The 17,098-nt window shown below is 65.8% G+C and carries 17 protein-coding genes; 2 read left to right on the top strand and 15 right to left on the bottom strand.

What is annotated here, in order from left to right:
* Positions 1–10 precede the first annotated feature (10 nt).
* The 12 genes from DCM79_RS24465 to DCM79_RS24410 form a co-directional block, all read right to left on the bottom strand.
* Entirely contained in the window at positions 11–847 is an 837-nt protein-coding gene (locus DCM79_RS24465) for an SDR family oxidoreductase (RefSeq protein ID WP_257176714.1), read from the bottom strand.
* A 65-nt stretch (positions 848–912) separates the two neighbouring features.
* Positions 913–2,232, bottom strand: coding sequence for a solute carrier family 23 protein (locus tag DCM79_RS24460; RefSeq protein ID WP_257176713.1), 1,320 nt, complete (start codon positions 2,230–2,232; stop codon positions 913–915).
* 420 nt (positions 2,233–2,652) lie between these two features.
* Positions 2,653–4,266 carry an ABC-F family ATP-binding cassette domain-containing protein gene (locus tag DCM79_RS24455; protein WP_257176712.1) on the bottom strand — a complete coding sequence of 538 codons (1,614 nt, stop codon included), beginning with the start codon at positions 4,264–4,266 and terminating at the stop codon, positions 2,653–2,655.
* 169 nt (positions 4,267–4,435) lie between these two features.
* Positions 4,436–4,783 (bottom strand): RidA family protein, encoded by a 348-nt coding sequence (locus DCM79_RS24450; RefSeq protein WP_028138431.1) that lies wholly within the window; start codon positions 4,781–4,783, stop codon positions 4,436–4,438.
* A 223-nt stretch (positions 4,784–5,006) separates the two neighbouring features.
* Positions 5,007–6,134, bottom strand: coding sequence for an FAD-binding oxidoreductase (locus tag DCM79_RS24445; RefSeq protein ID WP_257176711.1), 1,128 nt, complete (start codon positions 6,132–6,134; stop codon positions 5,007–5,009).
* Positions 6,131–7,549 (bottom strand): FAD-dependent oxidoreductase, encoded by a 1,419-nt coding sequence (locus DCM79_RS24440; RefSeq protein WP_257176710.1) that lies wholly within the window; start codon positions 7,547–7,549, stop codon positions 6,131–6,133. Before DCM79_RS24440 ends, DCM79_RS24445 begins: the two co-directional genes overlap by 4 nt.
* The gene (locus tag DCM79_RS24435; protein WP_257176709.1) at positions 7,546–7,842 is read right to left on the bottom strand and encodes a (2Fe-2S)-binding protein; all 297 of its coding nucleotides are present in this window, start codon (positions 7,840–7,842) and stop codon (positions 7,546–7,548) included. Before DCM79_RS24435 ends, DCM79_RS24440 begins: the two co-directional genes overlap by 4 nt.
* Before the next feature lie 32 nt (positions 7,843–7,874).
* A complete protein-coding gene (locus DCM79_RS24430; protein ID WP_257176708.1) occupies positions 7,875–9,011 on the bottom strand; it encodes an FAD-binding oxidoreductase in 1,137 nt (378 codons plus the stop codon).
* Positions 9,012–9,019: 8 nt separating this feature from the next.
* Positions 9,020–9,826 carry an ABC transporter permease gene (locus tag DCM79_RS24425; protein WP_257176707.1) on the bottom strand — a complete coding sequence of 269 codons (807 nt, stop codon included), beginning with the start codon at positions 9,824–9,826 and terminating at the stop codon, positions 9,020–9,022.
* Positions 9,823–10,698: an ABC transporter permease gene (locus tag DCM79_RS24420; RefSeq protein WP_257176706.1), complete on the bottom strand. Its 876-nt coding sequence runs from the start codon at positions 10,696–10,698 to the stop codon at positions 9,823–9,825. Before DCM79_RS24420 ends, DCM79_RS24425 begins: the two co-directional genes overlap by 4 nt.
* Positions 10,695–11,735 (bottom strand): ABC transporter ATP-binding protein, encoded by a 1,041-nt coding sequence (locus DCM79_RS24415; RefSeq protein WP_257176705.1) that lies wholly within the window; start codon positions 11,733–11,735, stop codon positions 10,695–10,697. Before DCM79_RS24415 ends, DCM79_RS24420 begins: the two co-directional genes overlap by 4 nt.
* Positions 11,736–11,758: 23 nt before the next feature.
* Positions 11,759–12,793 (bottom strand): ABC transporter substrate-binding protein, encoded by a 1,035-nt coding sequence (locus DCM79_RS24410; RefSeq protein WP_257176704.1) that lies wholly within the window; start codon positions 12,791–12,793, stop codon positions 11,759–11,761.
* A 271-nt stretch (positions 12,794–13,064) separates the two neighbouring features.
* Between DCM79_RS24410 and DCM79_RS24405 the strand changes: the two genes are divergently transcribed.
* Together DCM79_RS24405 and DCM79_RS24400 are read left to right on the top strand one after the other, a co-directional pair.
* On the top strand, positions 13,065–13,991 hold the full coding sequence (locus DCM79_RS24405; protein ID WP_257176703.1) for a LysR substrate-binding domain-containing protein: 927 nt from the start codon (positions 13,065–13,067) through the stop codon (positions 13,989–13,991).
* Between the two features lie 80 nt (positions 13,992–14,071).
* Positions 14,072–14,785 carry a type 1 glutamine amidotransferase gene (locus DCM79_RS24400; RefSeq protein WP_257176702.1) on the top strand — a complete coding sequence of 238 codons (714 nt, stop codon included), beginning with the start codon at positions 14,072–14,074 and terminating at the stop codon, positions 14,783–14,785.
* Between the two features lie 202 nt (positions 14,786–14,987).
* On the opposite strand, the gene DCM79_RS24395 is transcribed toward DCM79_RS24400, so the two are convergent.
* The 3 genes from DCM79_RS24395 to DCM79_RS24385 form a co-directional block, all read right to left on the bottom strand.
* Entirely contained in the window at positions 14,988–15,455 is a 468-nt protein-coding gene (locus DCM79_RS24395) for a nuclear transport factor 2 family protein (RefSeq protein WP_257176701.1), read from the bottom strand.
* 78 nt (positions 15,456–15,533) lie between these two features.
* Positions 15,534–15,983, bottom strand: coding sequence for a tol-pal system-associated acyl-CoA thioesterase (gene ybgC / locus DCM79_RS24390; protein WP_257176700.1), 450 nt, complete (start codon positions 15,981–15,983; stop codon positions 15,534–15,536).
* A gap of 70 nt (positions 15,984–16,053) precedes the next feature.
* Positions 16,054–16,974, bottom strand: a complete 921-nt coding sequence (locus tag DCM79_RS24385; RefSeq protein WP_257176699.1) for a metallophosphoesterase — start codon at positions 16,972–16,974, stop codon at positions 16,054–16,056.
* Positions 16,975–17,098 lie beyond the last annotated feature (124 nt).

The raw sequence follows: 17,098 nt of genomic DNA, 5'->3' as shown, positions 1-17,098 counted from the left end.
AAGCCGACGTTCAGCTTGCCCAATTATCCCGGAATTCGGGGAATAGTGTCAGGCCTCCGCACGCATAGAGGGTCTGTCCGGTGATGTAGCTCGCATCGTCCGAGGCGAGGAAGGCAAAAACGGCGGCGATCTCCTCCGGCGTGCCGACGCGGCCCATGGGGATGTGGCTGGTGACCACGCCGCGCTTATCGGGGTCGCCGGTCCAGGCCGCATTGATCGGCGTATCGATCGCGCCGGGGCCGACGGCATTGACGCGGATGCCGCGGCCGGCAAACTCGAGCGCCAGCGTGCGCGTCAAATTGGCCATGCCGCCCTTGCTGATCGAATAAGCGAGATAGAAGGGCTTCGGAATGATCTGGTGCACGCTGGAGCAGTTGATGATGCTGCCGCCGCCGCCGCGCTTGGCGAAATGCGCAAGTGCCTTCTGCGCGCAGAGCACGGCGCCGTTCAGATTGACGTCGATGATGCGGCGATAGGTTTCGACGTCGAGCGCCTCGCTCGGCGATTCCTGCTGAAAGCCGGCGTTGTTGACGAGACAATCCAGACGCTTCCAGCGCGAAAAGATCGCCTCGAACATCGCAGCAATGTCCCGCTCGTCGCCGACATTGGCCTTGACGATGCAGTGATCGGGCTCGCCGTGGCCGCGGTCGCTCGACGCTGCTCGCGCGAGCGCGAGCGTCTCCTCCGCCCGCTCGTCGTTCTCGAAATAGTTGATGGCCACGGTCGCACCTTCCTGCGCGAACCTGACGGCAACGGCGCGGCCGATGCCCTGTGAGGCGCCGGTCACCAGCGCATATTGGCCGACAAGGCGCGAGGGAAACGAAGTCGAGCGATCGGGTTGCGGCATGGGTTCTCTCCGGAATGCCTCATCATCGACGGGAGGCGCTTTTTGTTCCATCCCTACCGCGCATTTCATTCCGCACGGCGCGCGAGTGGCGAAGTCAGGATCTGGTAGAGGATGATGGCGCCGAAGGTTGCGGTGCCGATTCCGCCGATCGTGAACGCGCCGAATTTGAGCGTGAGATCGCCCGCGCCCGCGATCAATGCCACGGCAACGGTGATCAGGTTTGCAGGATTTGCAAAGTCGACCTTGTTCTCGACCCAGATCCGGCCCGCCATCGCCGCGATCAGTCCGAACAGCACGATCGAGAGGCCGCCGATGACGGGACCCGGGATCGACAGGATCAGCGCGCCGAATTTCGGCGAGAAGCCGAGCAGGATAGACACGAGGGCCGCGAAGGCGAACAGCAAGGTCGAATAGACCTTCGTCGCCGCCATGACGCCGATATTCTCGGCATAGGTGGTGACGCCGGTGCCGCCGCCGGAGGCGGCGACGATCGTCGCGAGGCTGTCGGCGAACAGGGCGCGGCCGAGATAGGCATCGAGACTGCGGCCCGTCATGGCGCCGACGGCCTTGATGTGGCCGAGGTTCTCGGCGACGAGGATGATCGCCACCGGCGCGATCAAGAAGATGGCATCGGCCTGGAACGTCGGCGCGGTGAAGTTCGGCAGGCCGAGCCAGGGTGCGGCCGAAAGCTGGGTGAAGTCGATCGGCTTGCCGAAGCCGAGCCCGTTCGCGAACAGCAGATATAAGACATATCCGCCGATCGCGCCGAGGATGATCGGCAGCCTTCGCCAAAGGCCTGGAGCTGCAACGGCCACCACGCCGATGATCAGAACGGTCGCGAGCCCGATTGCCGTGTCGAAGGCGCTGGCGCTCACCGACTTGACCGCAACGGGCGCGAGATTGAGGCCGATGGCGGCGACCACCGCGCCCGTGACGGCCGGCGGCATCAAGCGCTCGATCCAGCCGACGCCCGACCACATCACGATCAGCGCGATCACCCCGTACAGCACGCCGGCGCCGATGATGCCGCCGAGCGCGACCGAAATATTGGGATTCGGCCCCTGCCCGGCATAGCCGGTGGCGGCGATGACGACGGCGATGAACGCGAAGCTCGAGCCGAGATAGCTCGGCACGCGCCCTGCGACGATGACGAAGAAGATCAGCGTGCCGATGCCCGAGAACAGCACCGCAACATTGGGATCGAATCCCATCAGCAGCGGGGCGATGATCGTGGCGCCGGACATCGCGACGCAATGCTGGAGACCGGAGACAATGGTCTGCCCCCAGGCCAGCCGCTCCTCCGGCATGATCACGCCCGAGGTCTTGAGTTTCCACCGCGGAAAATAGCCCTGCGCTTGCCGGTCGAAGTCGGGTGCAGTCGCCATGTTCCCCCCAATTGCGGTGCAGCGATCGATCATCGTGCAAACAGGCAAGAATGTGATTGTCACTTCTTCGGCGGCCATCACATCGTGCAGGTCATGCAAGATCCAGATCCTGCAAGAATGCGTCCCGGGGCCACTCTATGACACAAGTCGCGATCCAGCCAGCCAGCGGCCGCCGGCACCAGCCCCGGTACCGGATTCTCTACGCGCCAGGTGCTGATCGCGATCGCCCGGCGACGCTGCTCTAGCGAAGACGACCGGTTCCCACGCGGTAGTTTCCCGGAGTAGAAAATTGGTGCGGCACGCGTCACAACAATCGCATTGAGATCACGGATTGATACTCATTTTTTCCACCCGACGCGCTGGGGGCAGGGCGTCGGGTTTTTGAGAATCCTACCAAATCCAGACCGCGCTCCGGCGGGATCAGACGATCCCGCCATCGATGGGCAGCGCCCTGGCGGCGACTTCGATCCGTCGTGTGATCGCGATCGCCTGCAGGAACGCTTCGTCATGACTGACGACGAGCAGCGCGCCATCGTAGGCCTGCAAGCCCGCTTCCACGGCTTCGATGGATTCGAGGTCGAGATGATTGGTCGGCTCGTCCAGGATCAGCAGCGACGGCGGGCTCGGCCCGCCGAGCACGCAGGCCAGGCCCGCACGAAACATCTGCCCGCCACTCAAACTTCCGACGACCTGCAAGGCGGCATCGGCGCGGAACATGAACCGGGCCAGTGCGGCGTGGCACTCGTTCGCACCTGCCTTCGGATTGAGACGGCGAAAATTATCCAGAATGGAGAGCCCCGGGTCGAGCAGACTGACTTTCTGATCGAACAGCGCGAAATCCGGCCTGACCCGCACGATCCCCGAGAGCGGACGCAGCTCGCCCGCGATGAGTTTCAGCACCGTCGTCTTGCCGGAGCCGTTGGGCCCGACCAGCGCGACACGCTCCGGTCCGACGACGGCGAACGAGAGACCGCGCAGGACCGGCCGCTCAGGTCGGTAGCCGGCGCTGACGCCCTCGAGCCAAAGCACCTCCCTGCCCGCCGGCAGGCCGGTCGCAGGCAGCTTGACGGAGAGCGGCTGAAGAATCTCGATGCGCCGGCGCGCCGCGGCGGCGGCCTCGAGCGCTTCCGCGCGCTGCCGCTCGGCGATCTGCGCGGTCTTGCCGCCACTATCCTCGCTGCGATCCTTCCGCGCGCCGGCCAGGATGCGCGGCATGTCGCCCTTGGCGCGCTTCTTTCGGCCGCCGCTGTCCTTGCGCGCTTTCCTCTCCGCCGCCTGCTGCGCGTTCCCGTCGATCTCGGACAGGCGCTTCTCGGCCTGCGCGAGATCGTGCCTGACCGCAGCAAGCTCGACGGCATTCTGTTCGCGAAACCTGCTCCAATTGCCGCCATATCGCGTGGCGCCAAGCGACGTCAGCTCGACGATCGCATCCATGGTCTCGAGCAGGCTCCGATCATGGCTGACCACGATCGCACCGCCGCGCCACGCGGCCAGGAGACCGGTCAGGGCCTCGCGTCCGGCCCAGTCGAGATTGTTGGTGGGCTCGTCCAGCAGCAGGAAGTCCGGTTCGGCGAAGACCAAGGCTGCGAGCCGGACCCTCGTGATCTGACCGCCGGACAGACGCGACAGCTCCGTATCGGGAGACAGATCGAAGCCGAGGCGCGCCAGCGCGGCCGCCAGCCGAGCTTCGAGCGTCCAGTCGATCGCGGCGAGATCGTCGATCGACGCGTCGCCCCGCTCGGCACGGCGCATCAGCTCGAGCGCCGGCCCGACGCCGAACAGATCGGCCACGCTCGCCCCTGCGGGCCATTGCGCATCCTGGCGCAGCAAGCCAATGCTGCCATTGACCAGAACGCGTCCGGAATGAGGAAGATGCTCCCCTGAGATCGACGCAAGCAGCGTCGTCTTCCCGACGCCGTTGCGGCCGACGAGACCGGTCCGCTCGGCCGCGAATGTCAGATCGAGATTGGAGACAAGAGAACGGCCGTCAGGCGTGGCCAGCGACAGGTTCGACAGGATGATGGAGGCTGGCATGGAAATCCCCGTGGGCAAGGCGGATGGGCTTTGCGGTCGGGGTCGAATCCATGGCTGCGAATTTCCTGTTTGAGAGCCCTCCAGATATTCCCTTTGAAGGGCGATATCAAGGCACGGCGCGAGGAGGCGACAGCGTGAGAGGCGCTGTCGTCCCCTTTGGCAAGCGCGATCAGCCCTTCAGCGCGGTGACCACGACCTCGATCAGCGCGCCGCCGCCGAGATCGGCGACGCCGACGGTGGCCCGGGTCGGCAGATTGTCGCCGAAGAACTCTGTCCAGGCCGCATCCATCTCCTTCTTCTTGGAGAGATCGGTGACGAAGATCGAGGCGCTGACGACGCGAGACTTGTCGGTGCCCGCCTCCTTCAGATAGCCGGCGATTTTGCCGAGGATATTGCGGGTCTGCTCGCCCATCGAGACCGAGGTGTCGTCGGCGATGGTGCCGCCGAGGAAGACGAAGCCATTGGCCTCGACGGCGCGGTGCATGATGGGCGTGCGGATGCTGCGGGTGATGCTCATGATGTCCTCTTGATGCTAGAGCGTGACGATATTCAGTAGGTCTGAATTGGCGAAGCCGGTGAGCCCCCTCTCCCGCTTGCGGGAGAGGGTCGGGGAGAGGGTGTCGCCACAATGGGGCACTCCCCGAGAGGAGGAAGCCCTCACCCGGCGCTTCGCGCCGACCTCTCCCGCAAGCGGGAGAGGTGGAGCGAGTTCGGAGCAACCGATCGGATTCGACAACATCTCATCCCTGGAGCGTGGAAGGATGGAAGCGGTCGATGCCGAGATCGCTGATCCGGGTCTGGGTGCCGCCGTTGACGATCAGCTCGGCCATCACGGCGCCGGCGCCGGGGCCGAGCTGGAAGCCGTGCAGCGAGAAGCCGAACTGGTGGTAGAGGCCCTTATGACGGCTGCTCGGACCGAACACGGGAATATCGTCCTTCATCTTCGCCTCGATGCCGGCCCAGGCGCGGACGATCGAGGCGCTGCGCATCACCGGAAACAGCTCGAACACGGTCTGCGCGCTGGTCGCGAGGCTCTTCCAGTCGAGCACCGTCTCGTTGCGGTCCTGATACGGCCTCGCCAGATGGCCGCCGCCGATCAGCACGGTGCCGTTCTTGAACTGCTTGAACGAAAGCTTGCGCCCGCGCAGGATCACGACGGGATCGATGAAGTGCGGCACGCGGGAGGTGATCATCAGCATCGGCGCGACGGTCTCGACCGGAACGGGCTCGCCGAGATCGGCGGCGATCTTGCCCGCCCAGGCGCCGGCGGCATTGACCAGCACCGGCGCGGCGAAGGTTTCAGGACCGACATCGACATGCCAGAGTCCGTCACGGTGCCGGATGTTGCCGGCCGCGACACCCTCGCGCACGGTCGCGCCCAGCCGCTCGGCCTTGCGGCGGAATGCGGTCGTGGTCTGCGCCGGATTGGCGGCGCCGTCACGGCGCGACACGATTCCGCCGGGGCAGGTCTCGGCAACCGCAGGCACCAGACGACGCAGTTCAGCAGCGCCGATCAGTTCCTCGTGCGTGAAGCCCAGCGCATTGAGCTCGGCGACGCGGGCGCGGCAGGCCGCCAGCTCCTCCTCGTTTTCCGCGACCAGCACCTGGCCGTAGCTTTCGAAGCTGCAATCGTCGTCGACGAGATCTGCGATCTTCTCCCAGATTCCCATCGAACGGATCGAGAGCGGAATCTCGGGGATGTGCCGTGCCAGCTGGCGAACGCCGCCGGCATTGACGCCCGAAGCGTGGCGGCCGGCATAGTCCTTCTCGATCAGCACCGGCTTCATGCCGGCGAGGCACAGATGCAGCGCAGTCGAGCATCCGTGGATGCCGCCGCCGACGACGATCGCATCCACGTTTTGGGTCATCCGCGAACCACGGCCTTGACGTCCGCCTCGCTCTTGGGAACGGCGGCGAGCTCGGCGAGCGTGATCGGCTTCACCGGCGCGCGCAGCCGGTAATAGCCGATCTCCTGCGGCGTCTTCCCGCGCGCCTGCGCCATCAACTCGGTGACGGTGAGGCCGCAGAGCCGCCCCTGGCACGGGCCCATGCCGGTGCGGCGATAGGCCTTGAGCTGGTTCGGCCCGGTCGCGCCGATCGCGACGGAATCGAGAACGTCCTTTGCGGTGACCTCCTCACAGCGGCAGACGATGGTGTCGCCCGAGGGAATCCGGAACTGCGGCGCCGGACGGAACAGCGTGTCGAGGAAGATGCGGCCGCGCTCGGCCCTGGCGAGATCGGCGCGAAGCGTTGCCATCGCTGGGAGCTTCGCCGCAGCCGCGGGCGACAAGGCCTCCACGGCCGCGCGCGCCGCGATCCGGCCGCGCACCACGGCGGCGCTCGCGCCGCCGATGCCGGCACCGTCGCCGGCGATCGCGATGCCGACGACCGACGAGCTGCCGCTCGCATCGAGCACCGGCGACCAGCACAGCTGCAGGTCGTCCCAGCGATGCTCGACGCCAGCTGCCATCGCCAGATTGACGTTGGGCACGACGCCTTGATGCAGCAGCAGCAGATCGGCGGGAATGGTTTCGCGCTTGCTGCCCGCGACATAGCTGACGCTGGCAAGCTGGCTCTCACCGGATGCCGAGAGCTCGGTGATGCCGGAGACAACCTGCACCTTCGCCTTGACCTCGCGCATCATGGCGAGGCCCTTGGCGAAATAGGGCGAGCTCAGGAAGGCAAAGGCATGCGGAAGCGCCGCGAAATAGTTGCTGCGCTCGGTAGTGTCGAGGATGCGGTCGATGCGGCCTCCGAGCCGCAGGATCTGCGCGGCGAGTAGCCAGAGCAGCGGGCCCTGCCCGGCGATTACCGTGCGGCCGTCGGGCACCAGCGCCGAGGACTTCAGCATGGTCTGCGCGGCGCCCGCGGTCATCACGCCCGGCAGCGTCCAGCCGGGAATCGGAAACGGCCGCTCCAGCGCGCCGGTCGCCAGGATCACGCGCTTCGCCTTGACGAAGGCGGATGCGCCGCCGACCGAGACGGCGATATCGAGGTTGCGATCGAGGCTCCAGACGATGGCACGGTGAATCACCTCGGCGCTGCTCGCGCGCAGCGCCTGCACGAGATCGGCACCGACCCAATAGTCAGCGCCGAGCTGGTTGCGGTCGGTCACGGGCGTGGATGCAATGGCGCGAAAGACCTGGCCGCCGGGACCCATGTTCTCGTCGAGCAGCAGCGTCGAGAGGCCGGCCTCGGCCGAGGTCGCGGCAGCAGCAAGGCCGGCGGGCCCGGCGCCGATCACCACGACGTCATAGTCCTCGCGCCTGGGAGCCACACTCATCTTCCGATCTCCCGCTTGCCCTTCTGGATCTCGATTTGCATGCCTTCGGCCACGGGCACCAGGCAGCCCTGACGGTTGCCGACGCCGTCGATGGTGACGAGGCAGTCGAAGCACACGCCCATCATGCAATAGGGCAGACGCGGTGCGCCGCTCACCGCGGTGGAGCGGCGTGCGTCGACGCCGGAGGCCAGCAGCGCGGCGGACACCGTGTCGCCCTGCCGCGCCGCGACCGCAACGCCGTCGACGAAGATCTGCACCGGTGGACGCTTGTCCTGTTCCGATCTCTTGAACATGGGGATGCCTCGTGGCTCCTTCCTGGGAATCTCTAGTAGCCGCTGTTGTTCGCCGCGCCCGCACCGCCAAAACGGCTGCCCGAGAACGCGCCGACCAGCTCGGGCTCGAGCGCGCCCTGCACCACCATGCGCGCGATCTCGAAAGCGTGGTTGGAGGCGAGCGTCACGCCGGAATGGCAGCAGGCGACGAAGGCGCCGGGATGCGTCTTCGACTGGTCGTAGATTGGAAAGCCGTCCTGCGGCATCACGCGGATGCCGGCCCAGCTCCTGACCACGTTGAGGCGCGACAGGTGCGGGAACATGCGCTGGGCGCGATCGGTCATCACCGCGCTGATCGAATGCTTCAGCGCGCGGTCGTCGAGCTCGTCCTCCTTGCTGTCGCCGATCATCACCGTGCCTTCGTCGGTCTGGCGGATCGTCGTCAGCGGGTGCGGCAGGAACGGCATGGTGCGCTCGGTCACCACGATCTGGCCGCGGGTCGGGCCCATCGGGGCATGGAGGCCGACCATCGGCGCCAGAGTCTGGTTGGCGTTGCCGGCGGCCAGCACCACCTTGGCGGCGCGCAGCTCGCCCTTCGGCGTGGTCAGGCGGAATTCGTTGCCGCTCTTGCCGATCGCGGAGACCGGCCGCTCCGGCAGATAGTCGATGCCGAACGCCTTGAAGCCGGTGTGGAAGGCGCGAAACGTGCGCAGCGAGTTCACATGTCCATCAAGGGGACAATAGCTGCCGCCGGAGACCTCGGGGCCGATCAGCGGCAGCGACTTCTTCACCTCGGACGCCGAGAGCATCTCCATCTTGTAGTCGGCCGCGCCCGTCTGGTTGTGCATGCGCGCGACCAGCTCGGTGCGCTGGCCGAATTCGTCCTCGCCGAGGGTGAGGTGAAAGCCGCCATTCTGCTGGAGGCAGACGTCGAGCCCGGTCTGCTGCTTCAGTTCGGACGCCAGCCGGCCCCAGGCCTGCGACGCCCGCACGGTCCACACCGTATAGGCGGGCATGCCGAGCCCCTTGCTCTGCACCCAGACCAGCGCGAAGTTCGCGCGCGAGGCGCGCTTGGTGATGTCGCCTTCGTCGAGCACGGCGACCGTCTTGCCGAGCCGGCCGAGGCCCCAGGCAATGGCGGAGCCGAGCAGTCCGCCGCCGACGACGGCGACGTCGTAGTCCGTTCGCATAGGTTCTCCTATCGCCCCGTATCGCCCTTACCGGCGAGCACGCGGTCGAGCCCGTAGAAGCGGTCGAGCAGAATCAGGGCGGTCATGGTGATCGCGATCACGCAGGCCGAGACCGACGTGACCAGCGGATCGATGTTGTCCTGGATGTAAAGGAACATGCGCACCGGCAATGTCTCGGTGCCGGGCGCGGCGAGGAAGACGGTCATGGTGAGATCGTCGAAGGACTGGATGAAGGCCAGTGCCCAACCACTGATGACGCCGGGCAGGATCAGCGGCAACGTCACGCGGCGGAACAGGGTCCAGCCGCCGGCGCCGAGCGAGACCGCGGCCATCTCGACCGTGCGGTCCATCCCCGTCGCCGCCGCGAGCGTCAACCGCAGCGCGAACGGAAACACGATGATGACATGGGCGATGATCAGCGCGGCAAAGCTGCCGCCAAGGCCGGCCGAGGTGAAGAAGCGCAGAAACGCGATGCCGAGCACGACATGCGGGATCATCAGCGGCGACAGGAACAGCGCCGCCAGCGCATCGCGGCCGCGGAAGCGATAGCGCGCGATCGCGAGCGCTGCGGGGACCGCGAACAACAGCGCCACCAAGGAGGACAGCGCACCGAGCCCGAGACTGACCCAGAAGGCGTGGATGAATTCGGGATAGTTCGCGATGGTCCTGAACCAGCGCAGCGAGAAGCCGTTGGTCGGCAGCGACAAATATCCCTCGGGCGTGAAGGCGACGAGGCAGACAACCAGGATCGGCGCCACCATGATGACGACGAAGATGGTGTGGAAGATCAACGCGAGGGGGCCGTTCCGTCTCATCGGAACACCTCCGCATAGCGGCGTTCGATCAGCGCGTTGCTGCCGACGACGATCAGCACCAGTGCAGCCAGCAACAGCGTTGCGACGGCGGCACCGAGCGGCCAGTTCAGCGTGTTGAGGAATTCGTCATAGGCCAGCGTCGCGGCAACCTTGAGCCGGCGGCCGCCGATGATCGCGGGCGTCGCAAAGGCGCTGGCCGAGAGCGAGAACACGATGATGGCCCCCGACAGCACGCCCGGCATGATCTGCGGCATGATGATGCGGCGGATGGTGGTGACGGGACCGGCGCCGAGCGACATCGCGGCGTTCTCGATCTGCGGATCGAGCCGCTGCAGCGCCGCCCACACCGACAGCACCATGAACGGCATCATGACATGCGCCAGCGCGATCACCATGCCGGTTTCGGTGAACATGAAGGGAATGGGGGAGCGCATCACCCCGAGCGACATCAGGAGCTTGTTGACGAGGCCGTTGTTGCCGCCGAACAGCAGCGCCCAGCCGAGCGTACGCGCCACCACGGAGATCAAGAGCGGCCCGAGAATGACCAGCAGGAAGAAGCTTTTCCAGCGGCCGCTCATGCGGTTGAGGATATAGGCTTCGGGCGCGCCCAACAGGGCAGTGAGGAGTGTCGTCAGGATCGCGACACGAAACGTCCGCCAGAACATTTCGGCGTAATAGGGGTCGGTCGCGATCTCGTGCCAGTTCTTGAGGATGAAGACCGGCTCGATGCCCTTGTACTGGCCCCAATCGTGGAACGACAGCATCACCGTCATCGCCAGCGGGATCAAGAGCACGCCGACGAACAGCATCAAGGCAGGCGCCGTCAGCGCCCACGGTGCGCGTACGCTGCGCTCCTCGGCGGCCATACTCATGCGGCAGTCCTCGCGCGCACGCTCATGTCCTCGGGCCGCCAGGTGAGACGAACGGCCTCGCCTTCGGCCGGTTGCGCCTTGCCGTCATTCTGGCGGATCACGATCGCCGGACCGCACTCGCTCTCGCACTGGAATAGCCAGTGATTGCCCTGGAAAATCCGCGTGATGATCTTTGCACCAAGACCGGCATCGCCGAAGCCGATCCTCTCGGGGCGAATGCTGACCGTCACGGGGCCGCTCAAGCCCACCGGCGCCGGCGCGCTCCAGGAGCCCGCCACCAGCTGCGCGGGCGCCGCGGTGCGGTCGATCGTCCCGGCAAAATCGTTGGTCTTGCCGAGGAACTGCGAGACGAAGGCGGAGGCCGGCTTCTCATAGGTCTCCTGCGGCGTGCCGATCTGCTCGATCTTGCCCTGGCTCATCACCACGATGCGGTCGGACAGCGACATCGCCTCGTTCTGGTCATGCGTGACCAGGATCGTCGTAGTGCCGACGGTGCGCTGGATCTGGCGCAGCTCGATCTGCATTTCCTCGCGCAGCTTGGCGTCGAGGTTCGACAGCGGCTCGTCGAGCAACAGCACGCTCGGCTTGATCACCAGCGCTCGCGCCAGCGCCACGCGCTGCTGCTGGCCGCCGGACATGCGGCGGGGATGACGATCCTCAAAGCCGGCAAGGCCGACCATCGCGAGCGCGGAGCGAACGCGCTCGGCCCGCTCATTGCGCGGAACGTTACGCATCTCGAGGCCGAAGGCGACGTTCTCCGCCGCGGTCATGTGCGGAAACAGCGCGTAGCTCTGGAACACGATGCCGAGGCCACGCTTGGCCGGATGGATCGCGGTCAGGTCCTTGCCTTCGAGGCGAATGGTGCCGCGCGTGGGATCAAGGAAGCCCGCGATCATCTGCAGCGTCGTGGTCTTGCCGCAGCCGGACGGGCCGAGAAAGGAGATGAACTCCCCCTTCCCGACCGACAGGCTGAAGTCGTCGACCACGGTCTGCGCGCCGAACTGCTTTGCGACCCGATCGAGCTCGAGATAGGCCATGACGCTGTCTCCGCCGCGACCGATCAGCGCTCGACCTCGCGATTCCAGCGCTTGGTCCACTCCTCGCGCTTCTCGTTGATGACGGTCCAGTCCGGATTGTAGAGCTTGGCCGCACGCTCGCCGATCGGCGCCATCTTGCCGAGTTCGGGCGGGATCACCAGCGATTTCAGCACCGGGCCGTAACCGTAGTCCTTCAGCAGCACGAGCTGGATCTTCGGATCGAGCAGCATCTTGACGAAGCTCGCTGCGAGCGGCGAGGCGTTGGGCTTGTTGATCGGACAGGCCGTGGTCAGCAGCGTCGCCGCGCCTTCCTTCGGGTAGACGAAGTCCACCGGGAAACCGGTATTGGCAAAGCTCTGGACACGGCCGGTGCCCCACACCGCGATGACGGCCTGGCCGGACTGGAACAGCTCGGTCATCTTGCCCGGCGACGGCTCGTAGGCGAGCACGTTCGGATTGATCTGCTCCTTGAAGATCTTGAAGCCGGACTCGACGTTGGTCTCGCCGCCGCCGTTCATCTTCGACAGCATCACCAGCGCCTCGAGGCCGTAGGTGTTGTTGATCGGCGGGATGACGAGCTGCTTGGCGTATTTGGTGTCCTTCAGATCATTCCACGAGGTCGGCGGCGCCCACCCCTTCTCCTTGAACACCTTGGTGTTGTACATCAGGCCGGTGGCGACGATGCCGATCGCGACCGCACGGTCGTCCTTGAAGCGGGCGGTATCGTAGAGATCGGCCGGCAGTCCCTCGAGCTTGCTGCAGAAGCCGAGCTGGATCGCCTGGTACATCGGGCCGTCATCGACGATGGCGACGTCGATCTGCTGGTTGCCCTTCTGCGCCTGGAGCTTGGCCAGCGTGTCGGTGGAGTTGCCGGCGACGTACTCGACCTTGACGCCGTTCTCCTTCTCGAAGGCCGGAATCACCTCGTCACGGATGGTCTTCTCGAACGAGCCGCCATAGCCGGCGATATAGAGCGTCTTTTGCTGGGCCGAGGCGGCTGACGGGGCGGCAATGAGCGCTGCGATGCTGACCGCGGTCAGAAGGCGAAAAGTCTTCATGTGGACCGATCTCCATACCGGAATGAGGTGACGTGCCGACAAATCCGGCTGGAGCGCCTTCCGCATTTCCTTCCGCGCAAATCCCCCTCAGATCAGGGCTCCGGCCCCTGTTCGGCGGGTTTTGGCGCGATTTGGAGGTTTGAACGCCTCCAATCTGCCGAAAAAGCGAGCTGGCTCCAGCTCTGATGAAAAAGATCGCAAACCTATACTTCCATCGTCCAATGAATAATGGCACCCTCTGCATGCCGAAATGTTATGATTGGATAATTGGATGGCGCGGATCAATTCGCGGCAGGTGGAGGCCTTCCGCGCGATGATGCTGACCGGCAGCGTCACCGAGGCTGCGAAGCTGATGGTGGTGACGCAGCCTGCGGTCAGCCGCTTGCTGCGCGACTTCCAGGCGCTGTTGAAGATGGAGCTGTTCGAGCGGCGCGGCACCGGCCTGGTGCCGACCGCGGCGGCGATGGCGCTCTACACCGAGGTCGAGCGCTCATTCGTCGGCCTCGAGCGCATCACGGCGGCAGCCGAGGAAATCCGCGGCCGCCGCACTGGCTCGCTGCGCATCGCCGCGCTGCCGGCGCTTGCGAACGGCTTTTTGCCGCGGCTGGCCGGGCACTTCCTGCAGGAGCGGCCGAACCTCAACCTCGCCTTCTTCGGCGTGATTTCGCCGATCGTGGTCGACTGGGTTCTGAACAATCAATGCGACATCGGCTTTGCCGAGGTGCCGATCGCCCATTCCGGCCTGCCGAGCCTGCGACTGCCGGCGCCGGCGCGCGTCGCGGTGCTGCCGACAGGTCATCGCCTCGCGGAGAAGGAAGTGCTGGAGCCGCGCGATTTCGAAGGCGAGACCTTCATCTCGCTGTCGGCGGGATCTTCGAGCCGGCATCTCGTCGACCAGGTCTTCAATCGTCACGAGGTCCGCCGCGTGCTCAGGGTCGAGACCACGTTGTCGGAGATCATGTGCGGCATGGTGTCGTCAGGGCTCGGCGTCGCGATCTGCGACCCCTTCACCGCGCGGGAATTCGCCACCCGCGGCGTGGTCGCGCGTCGCTTCCTGCCGCGCATCGACTTCGAATTCTCCGCCGTCTTTCCGGCACAGCGCAGCCCGTCGCCGGTGGCGCTGGATCTGGTCGAGACCATGCGCAAGGCGCTGGCGGAGTTCGAGGACGAGGTTGCGCAGGATGTTGCGAGCGGCTGACTTTTGCGAGCGGCTGACTTTCCGGCTGACTTGGACGCCGCGCAGCGCCTGCTGTATTCTCTCTGTCTTCGCGAGGGTACATGGCACGCATCACCATCATCGAGACCGGAGCGGTCCCGCAAGAGTACCGCGAGCGCCACGGTTCATTTCCCGAGATGTTCGAGCGCATGATCCGCTCCGAGGACCCCGCCGCCACGGTCGAGGTCGTCAGCATCCCGAACGGCGATGCGCTTCCCGATCCGGGCGAACTCGAGGCCGTCCTGATCACCGGCGCGGCTGCCGGCGTCTATGACGGGCTCGACTGGATCGCGCCGCTGGAAGATCTCGTGCGCAAGGCCCACGTCAACAAGACGCCGATGGTCGGCGTCTGCTTCGGCCATCAGCTGATCGCCCAGGCGCTCGGCGGCACCGTGCGCAAGTCGGAGAAGGGCTGGGGCATCGGCCGGCACGTCTATCGGGTGCTGCCGGAGAACGGGATCATCGAAGGCGAAGCGGTCGCGATCGCCGCCTCGCATCAGGACCAGGTGATCGAGCCCCCAAGCGATGCGCAGACGATCCTGTCGTCGGAGTTCACTCCGCACGCCGGCCTGCTGTACGACAACGGCACGACGCTGACCGTGCAGCCGCACCCCGAATTCGACGTCGCGTTCGCGCAAGTGTGCTGCGATCTGCGCGACGGCAAGGCGCCGGACGAAGTCGTCGCGACGGCACGGGCATCGCTGGCGGAGCCGATGGACAACGCGAAGCTCGGTGCGGCGATTACGAGGTTTCTGGCGCGGCGCGAAGCAACTTAGTCCGCAGCTCTCGCGGCAAGGAATCTTCCCTTCTCCCCTTGCGGGAGAAGGTGGCGCGAAGCGCCGGATGAGGGGTCTCTCTCAACGAGTTCAAGTGAGAGTGGAATCGCGGAGAGGTACCCCTCACCCGTCTCGCCGCTACGCGGCGAGCCACCCTCTCCCACAAGGGTGCAGCGTGCTTGCGGCGCGGTTTTGCAGACCCTCAGAACGGATCGCTTCCCAATCCCGGCACATCGGCCGGCCGCGGTCCCGGCGCTGCCCAGTGAAACCGGCGGTCCTTCTCGGCGATCATGATGTCGTTGATCGACGCCTCGCGCCGCTTCATCAGGCCATGCTCGTCGAACTCCCACTGCTCGTTGCCGTAGGAGCGATACCATTGGCCGCTCGCATCGTGCCACTCGTACTGGAAGCGCACCGCGATGCGGTTGCCGTCGAAGGCCCAGAGGTCCTTGATCAGGCGATAATCCTGCTCCTTCTCCCATTTGCGGGTCAGGAAGGCGACGATCGCCTCGCGCCCCTGAAACACCTCGGAACGATTGCGCCAGCGGCTGTCCTCGGTGTAGGCGAGCGACACGCGCACCGGATCGCGTGAATTCCAGGCATCTTCGGCCATGCGCGCTTTCTGCGCGGCGGCCTCACGGGTGAAGGGCGGAAGCGGCGGGCGCGACATGGTGGCCTCATCGGTTGATCGGGGCCGCAATCTATCGCCGCATTGGACGGAGTCGATAGGCCACAACCTATCGGGCGATCACGAAATCAAATCGGCCTTCATCAGCGCGCGGATCGATTTCGGGATCGGCTGGGCGCGACCGCCGCTGATGAAGGCGACGCGGACCTCGGCCTTCACCAGCACGTCTTCCCCGCGCCGCACCTCCTGCGCCAGCATGATCGAGGCGCCCTTCACCGCGACAGGCCAGGTCACGACGTCGAGCACGTCGTCCATCCGCGCGGGCTTGAGAAAGTCCAGATGCATGGAGCGCACCACGAAGGCGTAGCCTGTGCCTTCCGTCTCGGCCTGCTCGAACAGCGCCTGCTGCTCGGCGCCCATCAAGCGCAGATGATTGGTGCGTCCACGCTCCATGTAGCGCAGATAATTGGCGTGATAGACGATGCCGGAAAAATCGGTGTCCTCGTAATAGACCCGGACCTGCATGTGATGGCGGCCGTCGCGGATCTCGCCGTCGAGATGAGCTGTCACGTCGCGAGCCTCTTCGCTTGTCGGTAACCGGCCCGTTTTTGCGCAAAAACTGCCGGCGGCGCAAGCGGAGCTAGGACACAACCGGCCCTATCCTTCCCAGCGTCACCTCGACGATCTCGGGCGGCACGCCGACGCGGACCGGCATGATGCTGCAACCGAGGCCGCCTGAGACGATGAGATCGCATTTCAGCCTGATGTGGCCGTAGGCGAGCCGGATGCCCTGCTGCTTTGCGACGGCGGGCGACCAGCCGAGCAGGCGAACCTGGCCGCCATGGGTATGGCCGGACAGTTGCAGCGCGACGCGCGCGGGAACGCGCGGCGCGATGTTGGGCTCGTGCGCGAGCAGGATGATGGGCGCATCGTCAGTGACCTTGGCGAGCGTGGCGTTGAGATCGTCGGCGCCGAAGTGCGCCATGCTGCGCAACCGCCGCGCCGGCAGGAAGGCCAGCTGATCACCCAAGCCGGCGAGCCAGAATGGGCGGCCGTCCTTGGTGAGGCGCACCGCGTCGTTCTCGTAGACAGCAATGCCGGCGGCCTCGAGCGCACGATGCGCCATCGTCGGCCCGCGCCCCGTGCGCTGCACGGTCCTGTCGTCCCAATAATCGTGATTGCCCATGACGGCGTGGACGCCGAGCGGCGCCTTGAGGCCGGCGAGCACCCTCGCCCATTCCCTCGACGGAATGATGCGCGTGACATGGTGCAGACCGGCGACATAGTCGCCGAGCAGCACGACGATATCAGGCTTCAGCGCGTTGGTGCGCTCGACGATGCCTTCGATCCGCTCCAGCGACATCCAGGGATCGCAGGCATGGATGTCGGCGATGGCGGCGATCTTCAGCGAAAGATCCGCCGGCCACTGCCGCGGCCTCGGATGATAGCGGGTGACGCGGAGCCGCAGCACCGGCTCGACGCCGACGCCATAGGCCGCGGTGGAGACGCCGAGGGCGGACAGGGCGCCGATGGAACGGATGAAATGACGTCGCGTGATCATGAAAGCTCGATCGGGATGCGCTCTCCTGATGCGGTCCGATTGGAGCGGAATTGGGGTGTTCTCGTGCAGATCGCCTGCACGAGATCACCAGAAATTCATGACCGAGCAGCGCGCCGCGATTGCG

The organism is Bradyrhizobium sp. WBOS07, assembly GCF_024585165.1.
Lineage (GTDB): Bacteria > Pseudomonadota > Alphaproteobacteria > Rhizobiales > Xanthobacteraceae > Bradyrhizobium > Bradyrhizobium japonicum_B.
The sequence above is the reverse complement of the archived record's forward strand: the minus strand, read 5'-3'. Positions and strand labels throughout refer to the sequence as shown.